This is a genomic window from Janthinobacterium sp. EB271-G4-3-2, from assembly GCF_020858035.1.
In the GTDB taxonomy this organism is placed as follows: domain Bacteria; phylum Pseudomonadota; class Gammaproteobacteria; order Burkholderiales; family Burkholderiaceae_D; genus Janthinobacterium; species Janthinobacterium aestuarii.
Genome location: NZ_JACYMG010000002.1, coordinates 295,790 through 312,917, shown reverse-complemented (window position 1 = coordinate 312,917; position 17,128 = coordinate 295,790). Strand labels below are relative to the sequence as shown.

19 protein-coding genes are annotated in these 17,128 nt (G+C 65.1%); 9 read left to right on the top strand and 10 right to left on the bottom strand.

All coding sequences use genetic code 11. The features are described from left to right. Positions 1 to 10 precede the first annotated feature (10 nt). From IGS55_RS06515 to IGS55_RS06490, 6 genes are all read right to left on the bottom strand, one after another. Positions 11 to 880, bottom strand: coding sequence for a carbohydrate ABC transporter permease (locus tag IGS55_RS06515; RefSeq protein ID WP_230515561.1), 870 nt, complete (start codon positions 878 to 880; stop codon positions 11 to 13). A gap of 7 nt (positions 881 to 887) precedes the next feature. Beyond that, the gene (locus tag IGS55_RS06510) at positions 888 to 2,144 is read right to left on the bottom strand and encodes an ABC transporter substrate-binding protein (RefSeq protein ID WP_230515560.1); all 1,257 of its coding nucleotides are present in this window, start codon (positions 2,142 to 2,144) and stop codon (positions 888 to 890) included. 102 nt (positions 2,145 to 2,246) lie between these two features. Then, positions 2,247 to 3,260, bottom strand: coding sequence for an SIS domain-containing protein (locus IGS55_RS06505; RefSeq protein ID WP_034759831.1), 1,014 nt, complete (start codon positions 3,258 to 3,260; stop codon positions 2,247 to 2,249). Further along, a complete protein-coding gene (nagA, locus tag IGS55_RS06500) occupies positions 3,250 to 4,362 on the bottom strand; it encodes an N-acetylglucosamine-6-phosphate deacetylase (protein WP_230515559.1) in 1,113 nt (370 codons plus the stop codon). Before nagA ends, IGS55_RS06505 begins: the two co-directional genes overlap by 11 nt. Next, positions 4,359 to 5,093, bottom strand: coding sequence for a GntR family transcriptional regulator (locus IGS55_RS06495; RefSeq protein WP_230515558.1), 735 nt, complete (start codon positions 5,091 to 5,093; stop codon positions 4,359 to 4,361). Before IGS55_RS06495 ends, nagA begins: the two co-directional genes overlap by 4 nt. Positions 5,094 to 5,095: 2 nt before the next feature. Then, positions 5,096 to 5,968 (bottom strand): BadF/BadG/BcrA/BcrD ATPase family protein, encoded by an 873-nt coding sequence (locus tag IGS55_RS06490; RefSeq protein ID WP_230515557.1) that lies wholly within the window; start codon positions 5,966 to 5,968, stop codon positions 5,096 to 5,098. Positions 5,969 to 6,316: 348 nt separating this feature from the next. Here IGS55_RS06490 and IGS55_RS06485 point away from each other — a divergent pair, with 348 nt between their 5' ends. Next, positions 6,317 to 6,604 carry a hypothetical protein gene (locus IGS55_RS06485; RefSeq protein WP_034759823.1) on the top strand — a complete coding sequence of 96 codons (288 nt, stop codon included), beginning with the start codon at positions 6,317 to 6,319 and terminating at the stop codon, positions 6,602 to 6,604. 51 nt (positions 6,605 to 6,655) lie between these two features. Here IGS55_RS06485 and IGS55_RS06480 read toward each other — a convergent pair whose 3' ends face one another. Beyond that, positions 6,656 to 6,925: a hypothetical protein gene (locus tag IGS55_RS06480; RefSeq protein WP_230515556.1), complete on the bottom strand. Its 270-nt coding sequence runs from the start codon at positions 6,923 to 6,925 to the stop codon at positions 6,656 to 6,658. A gap of 424 nt (positions 6,926 to 7,349) precedes the next feature. On the opposite strand from IGS55_RS06480, the gene IGS55_RS06475 reads away from it, so the two are divergent. The 8 genes from IGS55_RS06475 to bufB all read left to right on the top strand — a co-directional run bounded on the left by IGS55_RS06475 (position 7,350) and on the right by bufB (position 14,935). After that, positions 7,350 to 7,874, top strand: coding sequence for a hypothetical protein (locus tag IGS55_RS06475; RefSeq protein ID WP_230515555.1), 525 nt, complete (start codon positions 7,350 to 7,352; stop codon positions 7,872 to 7,874). 51 nt (positions 7,875 to 7,925) lie between these two features. Continuing rightward, positions 7,926 to 9,629: an ExeA family protein gene (locus IGS55_RS06470; protein ID WP_230537168.1), complete on the top strand. Its 1,704-nt coding sequence runs from the start codon at positions 7,926 to 7,928 to the stop codon at positions 9,627 to 9,629. A gap of 1 nt (position 9,630) precedes the next feature. Then, a complete protein-coding gene (locus tag IGS55_RS06465; protein ID WP_230515552.1) occupies positions 9,631 to 10,299 on the top strand; it encodes a general secretion pathway protein GspB in 669 nt (222 codons plus the stop codon). Between the two features lie 100 nt (positions 10,300 to 10,399). Next, the gene (locus IGS55_RS06460; protein WP_230515551.1) at positions 10,400 to 11,860 is read left to right on the top strand and encodes an alkaline phosphatase family protein; all 1,461 of its coding nucleotides are present in this window, start codon (positions 10,400 to 10,402) and stop codon (positions 11,858 to 11,860) included. A gap of 94 nt (positions 11,861 to 11,954) precedes the next feature. Beyond that, the gene (gene mobB / locus IGS55_RS06455; RefSeq protein ID WP_230515550.1) at positions 11,955 to 12,479 is read left to right on the top strand and encodes a molybdopterin-guanine dinucleotide biosynthesis protein B; all 525 of its coding nucleotides are present in this window, start codon (positions 11,955 to 11,957) and stop codon (positions 12,477 to 12,479) included. 57 nt (positions 12,480 to 12,536) lie between these two features. Then, positions 12,537 to 12,737 carry a YjfB family protein gene (locus IGS55_RS06450; RefSeq protein WP_086141004.1) on the top strand — a complete coding sequence of 67 codons (201 nt, stop codon included), beginning with the start codon at positions 12,537 to 12,539 and terminating at the stop codon, positions 12,735 to 12,737. Positions 12,738 to 12,998: 261 nt separating this feature from the next. After that, positions 12,999 to 13,301: a BufA1 family periplasmic bufferin-type metallophore gene (locus IGS55_RS06445; RefSeq protein WP_230515549.1), complete on the top strand. Its 303-nt coding sequence runs from the start codon at positions 12,999 to 13,001 to the stop codon at positions 13,299 to 13,301. 17 nt (positions 13,302 to 13,318) lie between these two features. Beyond that, the gene (gene bufB, locus IGS55_RS06440; RefSeq protein ID WP_230515548.1) at positions 13,319 to 14,935 is read left to right on the top strand and encodes an MNIO family bufferin maturase; all 1,617 of its coding nucleotides are present in this window, start codon (positions 13,319 to 13,321) and stop codon (positions 14,933 to 14,935) included. A 4-nt stretch (positions 14,936 to 14,939) separates the two neighbouring features. Here bufB and IGS55_RS06435 read toward each other — a convergent pair whose 3' ends face one another. From IGS55_RS06435 to fumC, 3 genes are all read right to left on the bottom strand, one after another. Continuing rightward, positions 14,940 to 15,224, bottom strand: a complete 285-nt coding sequence (locus IGS55_RS06435) for a hypothetical protein (protein ID WP_034759786.1) — start codon at positions 15,222 to 15,224, stop codon at positions 14,940 to 14,942. A gap of 124 nt (positions 15,225 to 15,348) precedes the next feature. Continuing rightward, positions 15,349 to 15,570, bottom strand: coding sequence for an RNA-binding S4 domain-containing protein (locus IGS55_RS06430; protein WP_035825476.1), 222 nt, complete (start codon positions 15,568 to 15,570; stop codon positions 15,349 to 15,351). A gap of 95 nt (positions 15,571 to 15,665) precedes the next feature. After that, positions 15,666 to 17,060, bottom strand: coding sequence for a class II fumarate hydratase (fumC, locus tag IGS55_RS06425; RefSeq protein WP_230515547.1), 1,395 nt, complete (start codon positions 17,058 to 17,060; stop codon positions 15,666 to 15,668). Between the last annotated feature and the right edge of the window lie 68 nt (positions 17,061 to 17,128).

The window sequence follows — 17,128 nt, the reverse complement described above, 5'->3', positions numbered from 1 at the left end:
TCATTCCCGGTTAGCGGTGCTTCGGTTTCAGATAGCGCAGGCACAGCAGGGCGATGGCTATGCAGAACAGCGAGACGACGAAACTGGCCGCCAGCGCGCGCGGCAGTTTCAAGTGTTTGAGGCCCTGGTCATACGCGTAGTACAGCGCCGTGAAGGTGGAATTCATCGGACCGCCCTGGGTCAGTACGTCGACTTCCTGGTACGCCTTCAGCGCCGCCAGCACGGACAGGATGGAGCACAGCATGATGGTCGGTCGCAGCATGGGCACGGTGATCTTCCAGAAGCGCTGCCAGCGGTTGGCGCCATCGAGCATGGCCGCTTCCTGCATGTCCGACGGTATCGATTGCAGGGCCGCCAGATACATCACCATGTACCAGCCCAGGCCGCGCCACAGGGTGACGAACATCACGGCAAACAGGGCCAGGCTGTCGTTCGACAGCCAGCCCACGGGCGCGTTCACCAGTTTTAACGTCATCATCACGTAATTGAGCGCGCCCTGCTCGTGGAACATGAAGCCCCACATGATGCCGACCACGGAAACGGTGGTCACCACGGGCACGTAGAAGGCGGCGCGGAACAGGCGGATGCCGGGCAGGCGGTTGTTTACCAGCACGGCCAGCACGATGGCGCCCACCTGCACGAAGGGCACCATCAGCAAAAACATCAGCGAATTCTTCAGGCCCGAGACGAACATCTCGTTGTTGAAGATGTAGCGGAAGTTGTCGAGGCCGACGAAGCGCGTCTCGCGTATCAGGCTGTAGTCGGTAAACGCCAGCACGGAGCCGTAGCCGACGGGCCAGAAGGAAAAGGCGGCCAGCAGCAGCAGGGCCGGGGCGAGGAACAGCCAGGCTTGCACGGTGTGGCGGTGGGCGAGTTTCATGGTGTCCTTAGTGGCGCGGCAGTGTGGCCAGCTTGCGGTTCCAGATGGCGACGGCCTGGTCCAGCGCCTGCTTGACGTCCTGCTTGCCCGTGACCCCGGCTTCGACGGCCTTCACGAGCGAGCGGCGCAGCTCGTCGTAGTCGTCGATGCCGGCCACGTACAGGGTGCGCGAGTGGCCCATCGACAGCGCGCCGGCGGCCACCGCCTTTTCGGCCGCGCCCGCGTTTTGCGGCGTGGACAGAAAAAACGGATCGGCCGCCGCTTTCACGGTGGTGGGAAAGACGCTGGCCTGGCGCGCGAAGGCCAGCTGGTTCTCGTCGTTCGTCAGGAAGCGCGCGAACTTGCCGACCGACGGCAACTGGCGCGCAGGCACGCCTTTCGGAACGGCGAAGTGCACGAGCCAGCCGCCGTCGGCGATGCCGGTGGGGCCCAGCGGCGCGGGCGCCACGTCGGTGATGGCGTAGATGTCTTTCGCGTCGCCGCGGATGCGCTGCATGGCCGTCGGCGGCGCCAGCAGCATGCCCAGGCGGCCGCCCTTGTAGGCGTCGATCACGGCCGGGAAATTGTCTTCGGCGAACAGGCTTTCTTTCAACAGGCCGCCGACCTTGTACGTGTCGGCCAGTTTCTGCACCAGCGCCACGTGCTGCGGCGAATTGAAGACGGCGCGGTTGTCGGTGATGACGGCCAGACCCTGCTGCATGAACAGGCCGTCGATCTTCGAGAGGGCCGGGGCGATGCCGGCCTTGCCCGTGCGTTGCGCGATCTGGCGCGCGTACGCCAGCTGTTCATCGAGGCTGGCGGGGCCGCGCGTGAGGCCCGCCTGCTTGAAGATGGCGGTATTGAAGGCGATCACCGCGACATTGCTGTACATGGGAAAACCGTAGGTGCGGCCCTTGAAGCGCAAGTCGTCCAGGGCGCTGGGAATGTAGCTGGCGCGCGCTTCCTTGATCAGGCCATCGACGGGTGTGAGCAAGCCGTCGCGCGCAAATTCGTCGGCCCAGGGCACGTTCAGGCTGACCAGCGCGGGCGGCGTGCCGGCCACGATGCGCGTGACCAGCTTGGTCTGGATGACGTCCCACGGGAAGTCGATCCATTCGATCTTGACGCCGGGATTCTGCGCCTCATAGCGCGCCACCACCGCATGGAAATACGGCGTGAACTTGGGCTTCATGCTGAAGGTCCAGAATTCGATTTTCTCGGCAGCCCATGCCTGCGGCGCGAGCAGGCCCGCGCAGGCAACAACCGCCAACAGTCTCTTGATCATTATTATTATCCCGGCCAGTGGCCCCGTAAGTGCCGGGGTCGGACCCTCAGGGGCTAGGTGCCCCCGTCCGACCCCAGTCTTCGCTTTCGGGTTGGGTATTGCTTAGTTTGTTTTTGTTACCTTGCTCAAGTGGCGTGGCGCATCCGGGTCCATGCCGCGCGCGGCCGACAGTTTTGCCGCCATCACGTAGAAGGACTGGATGGCGACGATCGGATCGAGGTCCGGCGTGGCGGCCACGGGCAGGGTCAGGTCGCGCTCGGCCACGTCGGCGGGCGCCGCCAGCAAGACCTTCGCGCCGCGGCCGCGCATCTCTGTGGCCAGCTGCAGCAGGCCGGCCTGGGTCGGGCCGCGCGTGGCGAAAATCAGCAGCGGGTAGCCGTCTTCGATCAGGGCCATCGGGCCGTGCTTGATTTCGGCGCCGCTGAACGCTTCCGCCTGCAGGGCCGACGTTTCCTTGAATTTCAGGGCCGACTCCAGCGCCACGGGGAAGCTGATGCCGCGTCCGACGACCATGATGTTGCGCGCCGGCGCCAGCACGTCGATCGCCGGCGACCAGTCGACGCGGGTCGCTTCGAGCAGCGCCTCGGGCAGCGCTTCCAGGCCTCCCAGCAGTTCGGGATCGTTCTGCCACTGGGCCACCATGCGGGCACCTGCGACCAGGCTGGTGATGAAGCTCTTGGTGGCGGCGACGCTTTGTTCCTTGCCGGCGCGCAGGGGCATGGCCCACTCGGCGGCGTGCGCCAGCGGCGAATCGATGTCGTTGACGAGGGCCACGGTGGTGGCGCCGCCGTCGCGGAAGTAGCGGATCGGTTCGACCACGTCAGGGCTCTGGCCCGATTGCGAAATCGAGATGGCCAAGGTGTCGCGCGTCACCAGCGGCGACTTGTTCAGGGTGACCAGCGACATCGGCAACGACGCGACGACACGGCCAAGGCGTGCCATGATCAGGTAGGCGACGTAGTTGCAGGCGTGGTCGGAGCTGCCGCGCGCGATGGTCAGCGCGGTCGAGAACGAGGTGCTCCTCAATTTGCGGCCCAGTTCCGCGTAGCGTTCCGTGTCGCTGGCCAGTTGCAGGGCGACGCATTCGGCGGCGGAAATGGCTTCTTTAAGCATCATTGAGGTCACAGATTTCTCCTTCTATATACACAGCTTTGAGTTTGAGATCGCGATCGAGTACCACCAGATCGGCGTAAGTACCGGGGGCCAGCCGGCCGCGTTCTTCCAGGCCCAGGTAATCGGCGGCGTTGGTCGACACGCGCTTGGACGCGTCGGCCAGGTCCAGTCCCAGTCCCACCAGGTTGCGCAGCGCCTGGTCCAGGGTCAGGGTGCTGCCCGCCAAGGTGCCGTCGGGCAGGCGCACGCCGCCCATGCATTTCTGCACGGCGTGGCGGCCCAGCATGTATTCGCCGTCCGGCATGCCGGTGGCGGCCGTCGAATCGGTGACGCAATACAGGCGCGGGATGGCGCGCAGGGCCACCTTGATGGCGCCCGGATGCACGTGCAGCAGGTCGGGGATCAGTTCCGCGTATTCGGCGTGCGCCAGGGCGGCGCCGACCATGCCCGGCTCGCGGTGGTGCAGGCCGCTCATGGCGTTGAACAGATGCGTGAAGCCCATGGCGCCGTGCTCCAGCGCGGCCACGCCGTCTTCGTAGGAGCCGAGCGTGTGGCCGATCTGCACGCGCACGCCGGCGTCGGCCAGCGCGCGCACCAGGTCCAGGTGGCCGGCGATTTCCGGCGCCACGGTGATGACGCGCAGCTTGGCCAGCGTTTGCAGGCGTTCGATTTCAGCCAGCGTGGCGGCGCGCGCGAAGTTGGGCTGCGCGCCGAGCTTGCCGGAATTGATGTACGGGCCTTCCAGGTGGGCGCCCAGCACGCGCGCCGTGTTCGGGCGGCGGTGGTTGGCGGCGATGCCGATGGCCGTCAGGGCCATGTCGATGTCTTCCGGCGGCGCCGTCATGGTGGTGGCCAGCAGGCTGGTGGTGCCGTGACGCGCGTGGATGGCCGCGATGGTGTAGACGGCTTCGCCGCCTTCCATGATGTCCTTGCCGGCGCCGCCATGCACGTGCAGGTCGATAAAGCCGGGCAAAATATAGTCGTCGCTGTTGCCCGACGGGTGGAGGGAATTGCCCTCGATGCTGTCGATCCGCTCGCCGAAGGCGATGGCGCCGTGGATCCAGCCGCCTGGGGTAAGGATATTGCCTTTGATAGTGCTGCTCATCTGCGCGACTCCGCTACGAATTCATAATAATCACTGCGGCAATACGAGTGGGTCAGTTCCACCGCTGCGCCGTTGTCGAGATAACTGACACGGGTGATGTGCAGCATGGCTTCACCCGTCTTGATATTGGCCAGCTTGGCCTGTTCCGCCGTGGCGTTGACGGCGCGGATATGCTGCAGCGCGCGCATCGGGATGGTGCCGCGCGACTCCAGGTAGCCATACAGCGAATCGGTCACCTGCTGCGGGTCCGGCATGTACAGCGCGGGAATGGTGGTCGTCTCGATCGCCATCACCACTTCGTCTGCCGTGCGCAGGCGGCGCAAACGCGCCACCGGCATGTGCGGCGACAGTCCCAGCGACAGCAGTTCCAGCGGCGCGGCCGAGCCGATGTCGCGCTGCAGCCAGCGCGAGCCGGCCGTAAATCCCCGCTGGCGCAATTCTTCCGAAAAGCTCGTCAGGCGCGACAGCGGCTGTTCCAGCTTGGGCGTGATATAGGTGCCCGAGCCGCGCTTGCGCGTCAGCATGCCCCGGTCGCACAGCATGTCGATGGCCTTGCGCGCCGTGACGCGCGAAATTTCCAGGATCTCCGACAGCACGCGCTCGGAAGGCAAGGCCTGGTTGGCGCGCCAGTCGCCGCTGGCGATGCCGTCCGACAGCATGTTCGCCAGCTGCATGTAGAGCGGCGTGTCGCTGGCCGGATTGGGTTTGAAGGTGGACAGTTTGGCCAGCATGGTCATTGCTCCTGCAAGTGCTTGCGTATCAGGCGCAGACCGCCTGCGGCCGAGTCGCCCTGTGCTGGCACGACCAGTTTCAACAGTTCCGCCGGCAGGTAGCCCGACAAGGGCGCCGCCAGGCCGCCGCACAGGGCCACGGGCAAGGCGCCGGCCGGGTCGAGCGCCCTGGCGATCAGCGCGATCTGCCGGCCCGCGTCGACCAGGATGGTGTGCGCCACGGCATTGCTGGCCGCGTGTTCGAGCACCAGCCGTGCCAGTTGCGCGAAATTGGTCTGGCTGGCTTCGGCCAGCCACACCTGCATGGCGTCGCGCTGGCCGCCGCAGGCGTCGATGACGGCCGTGGCGAAGGCGCTGCCGGGCACGCGGCCGTCGACCACCTGCTGCGCGTGGTTGATGGCGCGCATGCCGATCCAGGCGCCGCCCGCCTCGTCGCCGGAGGGGAAGCCCCAGCCGCCCACTTCATGGCGGCTGCCGTCCGCGTGCAGCACTTCGCCCACGCTGCCGGTGCCGATGGCGACGATGGCGCCCGGCTGGCCCGCATGCGCGCCCAGCAGGGTGGTCAGGGCATCCGATTCCAGCGCCACAAAGGCGTAGCCGGGATTGTGTTCGACGAAGCTGGCGGCCCACTGTTTGTTGTGCACGCCGGCCAGGCCCAGGCCGATGGCCATGCGCTGCAATGACGGCTGTTCCAGGCCGGCCGTGCGGAAGGCCACGGTGACGGCATGCGCCACGGAGGTCCAGGCCCGTTCGATGCCCAGCCCCAGCCCGGAGGGGCCGCTTTGTCCCTGTGCCAGCTCCTGGCCGTCGAGGCGCGCCAGGCGTACGCGGGTACCGCTTCCCCCGCCGTCGACGCCGATTATGTATTCGATCATGTTGTGCAGTCCCGCGTTTGGTTGAGTGCGCCTGTCTCGGTTCTTTTATTTGTCGGGCGGCGAAAAAGCTGAAGGCACTATATTGTCGCCCCGATGGCTTGTCAACAGGTATTTAAGTGGTATTGATAATTGCGTTGCACGGCGTCGTGCCATGCCCGAGGGTGTGATGACAAGTTGTTGTTATTAAAGGGTTTTTTGTGGATGTCGAATGGTATTGAAATTGGCCTTGTTTAATGCCAATTTTTTGCAACTGGTCTGTTGTTGGGTGTGCGATATTGCTTGTATGCATGCTTGGCAAGGGACGCCATGAAGAGTAAAGTCCGCCTTTTACACCTGAGTTGGAAGAGCATGATGAACGACAAGGCAGCAAAGAGCGAGTACTGGGACGACTGGCAGCAAGAGGCGCTGGCCGCCGGCGTGTCGGCGCCGCTGGCCGCGCTGGGCATGGAAATGATGCGCACGCACCGCAAGAACCGCTGGCCGAAGGATTTCCTGGGCCGCGAAAGCGATGGCCCGGTCATGATCGAAATGTGCCTGGAAGATGAAGCGGAAACGGAATTGTTCTTTATCGAGAACCTGTATCCCTACGATGCGGCGCTGATCGAAAAGACGCGCCGCCGTCTGTGCCTGCACTGATCGTGCGCTGACGTGTGACTGGAACGGCCGCCTTGCGCGGCCGTTTTCACGTCAGGTGCTGAATTTTTCGCTGCTGGCGCGCACGCGCATGCGCAGGCTCAGCAGCATGATGGTGACCAGCAGCAGCGAATGCGGGCCCGGTTCATGCGAGCCAGGGACGCGCCGGCTGGCGTCCGGCGAATGGAAATGGGCCAGCCGCGTGGCCAGGGTGGCGGGCACCGTCTGGTAGGCGGCCATCTGAACCGGCGGCGTGCCGGCCGCATGCGTGTTGCCAGCGGCCCAGAGCGACAGGGCCGCGCCCAGCAAAATCATTGTTCTCATCATATTGCCTGTTTCCGCCGAGGGCTGTTCTAAGTTGATTACACATGGTCGTGCCGTATGCCGGCCATGTCCTGTCCCCAGTTTGTATGCTTGTTTCCGTGCTGGTCACGCCGCACCGAAATGATATCTATTTATAAATTGCGTGTATTAAAACACAATAAAATAAAAATGCAAACGTCTTTTTGCAAATAAGCGCATGCGCTGCCCGTGCTTGCCGGGCGCCGTCTGTCAATTGCATGGGGGAAATGACGTGGCATTTTCATGGGGGAGTGTCATAATGGCCCAGGCATTTCCGCCCAGGCATGGAGTAGATGATGAGCAAGGCACAGGACAGCAAGAAAGAGGCCAAGAAGGAACCGGCCAAGACCATGAAGGAAAAGAAGGAAGCCAAGAAGGTCAAGAAAGAAGAGCGCAAGCGCTGATCATGCGCGTGCGCCGTTCATTGATGCGCCCGTGGCGTGCGCCGGCCCTGCTGGCGGCGTTCGCCCTGCTGGCCTGCGGCGTGCCCATATCCGGCGTGCTGGCGCAGCAAAAGCCGCCGCCGTCCACGTTCGGGCAAGTGGTGGGCAATGCCGTGCTGTGCATCGACCAGATCGACAACAAGGCCTTTTATGCGTATCTGCTGACGGCCTTCGGCCCCGCCTACAAGCATGAAGGGGGCGCCTACTGGTTCCGCACGGACGCCACCTTGTGGGGCGCGCCGATTACCGACGTGATCGTCAGCGATGACACGAGCCCCCTCGTCTTCATGGGGGTGGTGGCGGACTCGACGCCGGAAAAGCTGGAGCCGGCCATTCGCGGCGTCTCGGGCCTGCGTTTCAATAAACTCGACAATTCCGCCTTTCCTGTCCGTGGTTCCGTGCCTGGCAGTAAAATCGTCTACTTCCGCAGCAAGGCGAAAGTCTATTGCGCCAAATACAAGCCGTTGCCGCCCGCCCGCACCCGATGAGGGTATCGGCTTGCCGCCGCGCATTTTGATCGTTTCATCCGCAGGGTCTCCATGTACACGCATTATTTCCAGCTCAAGCAATCGCCGTTTTCGATCGCCCCCGATCCGCGCTACCTGTTCATGAGCGAACGCCACCGCGAAGCGCTGGCGCATTTGCTGTATGGCGTGGGCAGCGGCGGCGGCTTCGTGTTGCTGACGGGGGAAATCGGCGCCGGCAAGACCACCGTGTGCCGTTGCTTCATGGAGCAGATTCCGGAAAACTGCCAGCTCGCGTATATCTTCAATCCGAAATTGTCCGTCGAAGAATTGCTGCTGTCGATCTGCGAGGAATTCCGCATCGCCCTGGCGCCCGGCGTGGCCAGCGTGAAAGGCTATGTCGACGCCATCAATGCGCACCTGCTGGCCAGCCATGCGCAGGGCAGGAACAATGTGCTGATCATCGATGAAGCGCAAAACCTGTCGGCCGCCGTGCTGGAACAATTGCGTTTGCTGACGAACCTGGAGACGAGCGAGCGCAAGTTGCTGCAGATCATCCTCATCGGCCAGCCGGAATTGCGCGCCATGCTGGCCCGGCCCGAACTCGAGCAGCTGGCGCAGCGCGTGATCGCCCGCTATCACCTCGGTTCGCTGACGGCGGACGAGACGGCAAGCTACATCCGCCACCGGCTGGCCGTGGCCGGCTGCACGGCGCAGACGCCGTTCGCGCCCCGTTTGATGGCGCATATTCACGCCATGAGCCACGGCGTGCCGCGCCGCATCAACCTGCTGTGCGACCGCGCGCTGCTGGGCGCCTATGTGGAAAACCAGCCGCAGGTGACGCGCCAGATATTGCGCCGCGCCGCCGAGGAAGTGTTCGCGGAAGAGGGCAAGCCGGTTGCCGGACGGGGCTTGCGCTGGCCGCAGGTGGCGGGCGGCGTGCTGGCCGGCGCCATGGTCACGGCCGCGCTGGCCTGGCATTTCATGCCGCGTTCGCCCGCCGTGCCTGCTGCGCCTGCCGTGGCCGCCTCAGTACCGGCCTCCGCCTCCGCCGTGGCGGCTGCCGCCGCATCCGCATCCGCATCCGCATCCGCATCCGCATCCGCATCCGCATCCGCATCCGCATCCGCATCCGCATCCGCATCCGCGCCAGTCGGCGTGCCGGACCGCAACGCCGTGCTGCGCCAGCTGGCCAGGCTGTGGGGCGAGCAGTTGCCGGCCGGCGATGCTTGCCAGGCGGGCACCCGCGCCGGCTTGCGCTGCCTGCACAGCCGGGGTGGTATAGCCGAGCTGCGCGTGCTGGACCGTCCCGCCATGCTGGCCTTGCGCGATGCGGATGGCAGGGAACAGCTGGCGCTGCTCACGCGCGTGCAGGACGAGAGCGCCACCTTGATGCTCGATGGCAAACAACAAAGCCTGCCGCTGGCCCAGCTGGCGCAGCGCAGCGATGGCAGTTTCACGACCTTCTGGCGCGCCCCGCGCGGCTGGCGCGATGAAGTGCCGCTGGGCGCGCGCGGTGCCGACGTGGACTGGCTGGCGCAGCGCCTGGCGCAACAGCGGGGCTTGCCGGCGCCGGCCGCCAATCTGCCGCTCGATGCCGAGATGCAAGACCAGTTGCGCGCATTCCAGCAAAGCCAGAACCTGCGGGCCGATGGCCTGGCGGGCCCGAAAACGTATATACGCCTGATGCAGCTCGGTGACAACGCGGAGCCGCGCCTGAGCGGCGCAGTTCCTGCCGTGGCGGCGCCCGCTGCGACGGCGATGGTGGCGGGGAAATAAGATGTCCTACATACTTGAAGCACTGAAAAAATCGCAAGCCGAACGCCAACTGGGCGAGTTGCCGTCTATCCACGCACCGCAAGTGCAGCTGCACGATGGCGCAGCATCGGGCGCCGCGGGTCGCGCGCCCGTCTGGCTGGCGCTGGGCGGCGTGACGGTGGCCGTGGCTGCCGCGCTGCTGCTGTGGCAGCCTTGGCAGGCGGCGGCCACGGCGCCTGCGGTTGCACCTGCCGTGCTGGCCCAGGCCGTGCCCGCGCCGGTGCCGGCAGTCGTCCCGCCAGCAGCGCCAGTGCCCGCGCCAGTGGTCGTGCCCGTTCCAGTGCCGCCGGCGGCCACCGCCGCGCCCGTGCACCATGCCAAGCCCGTGGCGGAACCGAAGCCGGAGGCGCCAGTCCCCGCTCCGGCGCCCGTAGCGTCCGCGCCGGCGGCCGCAGCCGAAGAGACCGTGCCCGGCATGCGCGACTTGCCCGAGCCGATACAGCGGCAGATTCCCCCGGTCGCCATCGGGGGCTATATCTATTCGAAGAACCCGGCCGACCGCCTGCTGCTGATCGACAAAGTCCTGCGCCACGAAGGCGAGGAGCTGGCGCCCGGCCTGGTGCTGGAAAAATTGCAGCCGAAGGCGGCCATCTTCAGTTTCAAGGGCTACCGCTACCGCGTGCCGTATTGAGTTGTTGCGCATCAAGGCCGGGTAACAGTAGCTGAACCATACTGGCCTGGCCTGGTCGAACCAGGGTCGCTGCGACCGTGTGCGCGGCCGGGGAGTTCCGATGATTGCTGCCGCAGCTGGTGAGGGTGCTTTTGATGCGCATGGTTTGGGAAACCTGGCGCGCATCGACCATATCGTCGTGCTGATGATGGAAAACCGATCGTTCGATCACATGCTCGGCTACCTGAGCCTGGAAGGCGGGCGCACCGACATCGACGGCTTGCAGGCCGGCCATGCCAACGTGCATGCGGGCGTGAGCTACCCCGTGCACCATTTGCGGCGCACGGCCTTTGGCCCGCAGCAAGACCCGTCGCACACGGGCATGTCGGTGGCGCAGCAATTGCAAAACAATAATGGCGGCTTTGTCGACGATTATGCGCAAACGCATCCGGGCGACCCCGACATCGACCTGGTAATGGGCTACTACAATGGTGCCGACTTGCCCATGTACGATTTCCTGGCGCAGCAGTTCTGCGTTTGCGACCGCTGCTACAGCTCGGTGCCTGGCGCCACCTGGCCCAACCGCCTGTATGCCATCAGCGGCAGGGCGGCCGGCAGCCGCGACAGCAAGCGCGTGCCCCTGTATGCGAACAAGTCCTTCGTGCGCCACCTCGAGCGGGCCCAGGTCAGCTGGAAGTTTTATTCCGCCTGGAAACCCTGGAGCCTGGCGCTGACGGATGACCATTACCGTTCGTCCGAGCTGTACGAACCGTTCGGTTCCAGCGCGCGCCGCTATGGCTTCATCGGCGATGCGCTGGCGGGCGCCTTGCCCTCGGTCAGCTGGATCGATCCGCATTTCTTCGAGAATGACGACCATCCTCCGGGCGATATCCGCGCCGGCCAGGCGCTCGTGGCGCAGGTCTACCAGGCCTTGTCGCGCGGGCCTGCGTGGGCGCGCACCTTGCTCATCCTCAGCTATGACGAGCACGGCGGCTTTTTCGACCACGTGCCGCCTGGCCCCGCGATCGATGACGATCCCGCGTTTCGTCAGTACGGCGTGCGCGTGCCCATGCTGCTGGTGTCGCCGCTGATCGCACCGGGCAGCGTCAGCCACGAGGTATACGACCACACGTCGATCATCAAAACCATCTTGCAGCGCTTTTGCCGCGGCGCCGATGGCGCCTTGCCCCAGATGGGCGCGCGCGTGGCGGCCGCCAGCGGCCTGGGCACCGTGCTGACCCTGGCGCAAGCGCGCGCGGCGCCTGCCGTGCCCGCTGCTGTGCTGGCGCAGCGCGCCGCATGGGAAGCGGATGTGCGGGCGCAGGATTTTACTCCGCTGGCACCCGCTTGCCAGCCTGATGGCGAAGTGGCCGCCGCTGCCGCCGTACCGTTCCAGTCCGATGCCGAGGCGGGCGCGATCGCCGCCCACCGGCAATTGGCGCGCACGGCCAGAAATGCGCAGGCGGCAAATAATAAATCGGCGGGCGCGACAGCGCCGAAGCCGGCGGGCAGGCGCCGGCGGCAGGGCGGCAAGACGGCGCCCGCCGGTACCGTGAATGGCGGAAAACCTGTGGTCGCTTGACCTGGGCGATGAGCCGGGCAATGCGCGGGGCCTGCGCCGGCGGTCGCGCCCGTGGGGCTGCGTATAATCATTCCTTCTCAAACAAGGAGTGACCATGCACGATGCGATGCCCGCCCACCCGGTACTCGGGGTGATCGGCCGTTCCGGTAGCGGCAAGACGACCCTGCTGGAATTTGTGGTGAAGGAACTGGCGGCGCGCGGCTTGCGCGTCAACCTGGTCAAGCACAGCCACCATGACCTGGCGCTGGAACCGCCGCAAAAGGACAGCGCCCGCCTGCGCATGGCGGGTGCGGCGGAAGTGTTGGTGGCGTCGCCGTACCGTTTTGCCATCGTGCACGAGCTGCGCGGCGCGCCCGAGCCCAGCCTGGCGCAGCAATTGGCCCGCATGGGGCCGGCAGACCTGACCCTGGTCGAAGGTTTCAAGACGGACCCCATTCCCAAGCTGGAAGTGTTCCGCCCGGAAGTGGGGCAGGCGCCCCTGTATCCGCATGACCCGCATGTGATCGCCGTCGCCTCCGACAGTCCGGCGCCGGCCGACTTGCGCGAGGGCGTGCAATGGCTGGACTTGAATGCGCGCGAGCACGTGCTGGCCTGGCTGCTGCACAGACTGGAAAAATAAGCTAAAGGTTTGCCGGCGGCATCCGTTAACAAGGGTAGAACCTCATTGGAGAAACGTATGGACGTCGGAAGCATTGCTCAACTGTCAACCACGATGGCGGAGACAGGCACGCGGCAAGCCGTGGGCTTGACTGTCCTGAAAAAAGCCCAGGATATCCAAAGCTCGACTGCCACTGCCTTGCTGGCAGCGCTGCCACCGGTACAGGCGGCGCCTAGCCTGCCGGCTCACCTCGGCAACCGCATCAACACGACAGCCTGAGCGCAGTCCCGCGGCGCCCTTCTGGCGCTCGCCATCGATACGCCCACACCACCGTCGTCGACGGTGGCGCGTGGGCGTTTTTGTCTGCCTTCCTGCCGTCCTTCCGTTTTTCTTCCCGTTCCTGACAAGTTGATTAATTGATCATGGTTCGCCATGGCACGGCCGATTCAGTAGAATGACGTCCATCGCCTTGTGTTGCTCATGGCGCAGCCCGGGGCGTGCCCACTTACCGATTACTTTGACCCAGCAAGAGGAATTCCCATGAATAAACGTCAAGCTCTCATCGCCGCCGCCCTCGCGGGCATCTGTGCCGGCGCCACCATCAACGCGGCCGCGCACGACGGTCCCGCCCCCGGCGACAAGGAAAAATGCTATGGCGTGGCCAAGGCGGGGCAGAACGATTGCGCTTCGTCCGATGGCGCGCATTCCTGCGCGGGCCAGGCGGAGGCGGACAACCTGCCTACCGAATGGGCCTATGTTGCCAAGGGCACGTGCGAACAGGCGGGCGGCTCCATCAAGCCCATCAAGGCCGGCAAGGCTGCAAAACCGGCCACGCAGCCGTAAGCACCCGCCGCCCGCCCGTGCCTTTGCCCATCCAGGCGCTTGCCGGCGTCGGCCTGCGCGCCGCGCATTACCGCGATTTTCTGGCGCGCCGGCCCAGGGTGGGCTGGCTGGAAGTGCACACTGAAAACTATCTGCAGCCGTCCGGCTGGGACTGGCACGTGCTGCGGACCCTGCGCGAGGATTACCCGATCAGCCTGCATGGCGTGGGCCTGGGCTCCGCGCACGGCTTTTCGGACGCGCACCTGCGGCGCGTGCGCGCCGTGGTCGAGCGCATCGAGCCGGTCCTCGTGTCGGAGCACCTGTGCTGGGGCGCCGTAGCGCAGCAGCAACTCAACGATCTGTTGCCGCTGGCCTTGAATGGCGCCGCCCTCGATTTGCTGTGCGCCAGAGTGGGGCGGGTGCAGGATGTGCTGAAAAGGCCGATCTTGCTGGAGAATGTCTCCACTTACCTGCGTTTTGCCGACGACGCCATGAGCGAGGCGCAATTCCTGGCGGAGCTGGCGCGCCGCAGCGGCTGTGGATTGCTGCTCGATATCAATAACCTGTATGTGAACCAGTGCAACCACGGCGAGGACGCCATGCTTGCGATGCAATCCATCGCGCCGGGCAGCGTGGGCGAACTGCACCTGGGCGGCCATCTGCTGACGCCGCACGCCGTGGTCGACCACCATGGCGCCGCCGTGGCCGAGCCCGTCTGGGACTTGTATGCGGCCGCCTTGCTGCGCTTTGGCGCCATTCCCACCCTCGTCGAATGGGATACGGACTTGCCCGCCCTCGATGTCTTGCTGGGCGAGGCGGACAAGGCGCAGGCCATGCTGGCGCGCCATGCGCCGCAAACGCCCTGGCAGAGGGAAGCGCTGCCGTCCCCGCCACCGCCCGCGTCGCTTGACGCGCTGGCCGCCGGCCAGCAAGTGTTTGCCACGGCCTTGCTCGATACCGCGGCAGCCCTGCCATCGTTCGCGGGAGAATCGGTGCCGCAGCGTTTCTCCTTGTATCGCGGCAGCTTGAGCGCCACCTGGCGCCGCACCCTGGGCCACGTCTATCCCGTCGTGCTGGCGCTGGTGGGCGAGGAATTCTTTGCCGGACTGGCGCGCGCGTATGGCCGGCAGATGCCATCCGATAGCGCCGATTTGAATCAGTTTGGCGCGCGTTTCGCCGACTTTCTCGCCGCGTTCCCGCCCGTGGCGCAGTTGCCCTACCTGCCGGACATGGCGCGCCTGGAATGGGCCTTGCACCTGGCCCACTACGCGGCCGATGCGCAGGGCCTGGCGCCCGAGTCGCTGGCCGCCTTGCATCCCGATCAATTGGAGACGCGCTGTTTTACCTTGCATCCCGCTTGCGTCTTGCTGGCATCGGACTGGCAAGTGGCTGCCCTGTGGCAGGCGCATCAGGAAGGGGAAGGGCAGGGGATGTTTCCGCAAGATATGCAGATGGCCAGCTACGCACTCGTATGCCGGTCGCGCTGGAAGGCGCAGGTGCTGGTACTCGATGCGGCGCCACATGCGGCCTTGCTGGCCTTGCGGCAGGGACAGACGTTTGGCGCCGCGCTCGACGCGGCATTCGAGCTGGACCCGGCATTCGACCTGGCCGCACACTTGCGCCAGTGGCTGGCGCATGCGGTGTTGACGGCGTAACGATTTATTCGAAGGCCCGCAGCAGGCGCGCTTCGCCCGTCTGATCGCGGTACAGGGCGTTCGCGGCCAGGGTGGCGTCCATCATGCGCGTCACTTGCTCTTCTTCAAAGCGGGCCAGCTCGGCAGTGGCCGCGACGAGGGCCAGTTCCAGTCTGGCGCGCGCGCTCTGGTACAGGCTGCTGGTGTATTTGTCTGTGTTACGCAGCAATTCTTCCGCGTTTTCTATGACCTGGCGCAAGTCGCCGATCAGGCGTTCCTGGCTGCGCGTACCTTGTTCGGGATGGTCCATGGCGCTCCCCTTCTGCAATCGATATTTATCTGGCAATAACGACGTGTTTGCAGCTTGATGCAGGCAGCCGGCTGGCGGGGTGCTGGCTGGACGCATGGGGCCGCTTTCGCGCCCCATGCCGGGGTCAGACTGGAGCGACGACCGTGATACGGATATCGCCCACGCTGACGACCTGGCCGGCGCGGATCTTGGCGGTCTTGCGCAATTCTTTCTTGCCATCGACCTTCACCACGCCGCTATCGACCATGACCTTGCCTGCGCCACCGCTGTCGCACAAGCCGACCAGCTTCAACAGCTGGTTCAGCTCGACGAACTCGGATGTTAAATCAAAGCTTACTTTTTGCATTGTATCCCTTATTGCAATGATGTGTTTTCAACACTTGATGACGACCTCAACTAACTTGTAGTTTACCTGAAGCCGCCAGCAATGCAGGGTGGAAGTCAGCTTTTGTTGGGGCGCGTCATCTCCAGGGGCACGATCCACGCACTGAATTGCTCTTCCGTTACAAAGCCCAGGGCCAGCGCCGCTTCCTTCAGGGTCGTGCCTTCGTGCTGGGCCTGCTTGGCGATTTGCGCCGCCTTGTCGTAGCCGATGTGCGGCGCCAGCGCCGTGACCAGCATCAGCGAACGCTCCATCAGTTCGGCGATGCGTGCGCGGTTCGGCGCGATGCCGTGCGCGCAATGCTCGTCGAAGCTGCGCATGCCGTCGCCCAGCAGACGCGCGCTTTGCAGGAAGTTGTGTGCAATCAAGGGTTTGAAGACGTTCAGCTCGAAATTGCCCGAGGCGCCGCCCACCGTGATGGCCACGTCGTTGCCGAACACCTGGCAGCACAGCATGGTCAGCGCTTCGCACTGGGTAGGATTGACCTTGCCCGGCATGATGGAGCTGCCCGGCTCGTTTTCGGGGATCGTGATTTCACCGAGGCCGGAGCGGGGGCCGGACGCCATCCAGCGCACGTCGTTGGCGATTTTCATCAGGGCCGTGGCCAGGGTTTTCAGCGCGCCGTGGGCGGCGACGAGGGCGTCGTGGGCGGCCAGCGCGGCAAACTTGTTGCTGGCCGTTTCGAATGGCTGGCCCGTCAGGCGCGTCAGTTCTTGCGCGATTCGGCCGGCAAATTCCACGTGGGCATTCAAGCCCGTGCCGACGGCCGTGCCGCCGGCGGCCAGCTGCCGCAGCGGCGGCAGCGATGCCGTGATGATGTGCTCGGCGAAGTCCAGCTGCGCCACGTAGCCGGAAAATTCCTGGCCCAGGGTCAGCGGCGTCGCATCCTGCAAATGGGTGCGGCCGATTTTGACGATGTCGGCAAATTCCGTCGCCTTCGCATCCAGGGTGGCGCGCAGCTGGCGCAGCGGCGGCAAGACCGTGTTGGCGACGGCCAGGGCGGCGGCCACGTGGATGGCGGTCGGGAAGATGTCGTTCGAGGACTGGCCCAGGTTGACGTCGTCGTTCGGGTGCAGCAGGCGCTCGGCGCCGCGCAAGCCCCCGATCAGCTCGGAACCGCGGTTGGCCAGCACTTCGTTCATGTTCATATTGCTTTGCGTGCCAGAGCCCGTCTGCCAGACGGCCAGCGGGAATTCCGCGTCGTGCTTGCCGGCCAGCACTTCGTCGGCCGCCTGCGTGATGGCAACGGCTTTCTTGCCATCTAATAATCCCAGGTCCAGGTTGACGTGGGCGGCCGCGCGCTTGACGGTGGCCAGGGCGGCGATCAGTTCGGGCGGCATCTTTTCCGTGGAGATATGGAAGTGCTCGAGCGAGCGCTGCGTTTGCGCTCCCCACAGCCGGTCGGCGGGTACGTCGATCGGGCCGAAACTGTCGCGTTCGATTCTGCTACTCATGACATCCCTTTCATCGATAGAGGTGGATCGAGTGTACTCCAGGCGTCAAAAAGACACAGGATGATGCT